The sequence below is a fragment of the Arthrobacter sp. GCM10027362 genome, assembly GCF_042679445.1.
Classification (GTDB): domain Bacteria; phylum Actinomycetota; class Actinomycetes; order Actinomycetales; family Micrococcaceae; genus Crystallibacter.
Window position 1 is genome coordinate 1 of record NZ_JBHTML010000460.1, and the last position, 521, is coordinate 521.

Annotated in this window: 1 protein-coding gene; it reads right to left on the bottom strand. The window is 70.6% G+C overall.

The annotated features are described in order from the left end of the window. Positions 1-521 (bottom strand): pyruvate kinase (locus ACFQ36_RS23350; RefSeq protein WP_377018028.1); only part of this gene is annotated, 521 nt, incomplete at both ends.

Here is a 521-nt window from a genome sequence, read left to right on the forward strand (position 1 = left end):
CGGACGAAGGACAGGGCGACCATGTCCACGCCGGTGCGCAGTGCCCAGCGCAGGTCCGCCTCGTCCTTGGAACTCAGTGCCGGCACGTTCACGGCCACGCCGGGCAGGTTGATGCCCTTGTTGTTGGACACCGTCCCGGCCACCGTGACCCGGCCGACCACCTGGACGTCATTGACCGCCACGGCCTCCAGGGCGACCTTGCCGTCGTCGATCAGCAGGGTATCGCCCACGGACACGTCCCCGGGCAGGCCCTTGTACGTGGTCGAGCAGATCTCCCTGGTGCCCGGCACGTCCTCGGCGGTGATCGTGAACGTGTCGCCCACCGCCAGGTGGTGCGGGCCGTCGGCGAAGCGGCCGAGCCGGATCTTCGGCCCCTGCAGGTCCGCGAAGATGCCCACCGGCCGGCCCAGTTCGGCCGCGGCCTTGCGCACGTTCGCGTAGGTCTGCTCGTGCACGGCGTAGTCCCCGTGGCTCATGTTCATCCGGGCCACGTCCACCCCGGCCCGCAGCACCGCCAGCGT